Source organism: Rossellomorea vietnamensis (assembly GCF_001305855.1).
In the GTDB taxonomy this organism is placed as follows: Bacteria; Bacillota; Bacilli; order Bacillales; family Bacillaceae_B; genus Rossellomorea; species Rossellomorea vietnamensis_A.
Genome location: NZ_LIXZ01000091.1, coordinates 1 through 538, shown reverse-complemented (window position 1 = coordinate 538; position 538 = coordinate 1). Strand labels below are relative to the sequence as shown.

Sequence of the window (538 nt, the reverse complement as noted above, 5' to 3'; positions counted from 1 at the left end):
GGTAACCCGATGAGGGCCCCTAGTCCAAACAGTGCTCTACCTCCAAGACTCTTACACATGAGGCTAGCCCTAAAGCTATTTCGGAGAGAACCAGCTATCTCCAAGTTCGATTGGAATTTCTCCGCTACCCACACCTCATCCCCGCACTTTTCAACGTGCGTGGGTTCGGACCTCCATTCAGTGTTACCTGAACTTCATCCTGGACATGGGTAGATCACCTGGTTTCGGGTCTACGACCACATACTCAAATCGCCCTATTCAGACTCGCTTTCGCTGCGGCTCCGTCTTATCAACTTAACCTTGCATGGGATCGTAACTCGCCGGTTCATTCTACAAAAGGCACGCCATCACCCGTTAACGGGCTCTGACTACTTGTAGGCACACGGTTTCAGGTTCTATTTCACTCCCCTTCCGGGGTGCTTTTCACCTTTCCCTCACGGTACTGGTTCACTATCGGTCACTAGGGAGTATTTAGCCTTGGGAGATGGTCCTCCCAGCTTCCGACGGGATTTCACGTGTCCCGCCGTACTCAGGATCC

Annotated in this window: 1 rRNA gene; it reads right to left on the bottom strand. The window is 52.4% G+C overall.

The window, feature by feature from the left end:
• A 23S ribosomal RNA gene (locus AM506_RS21905) occupies positions 1–538 on the bottom strand; the annotation flags it as partial.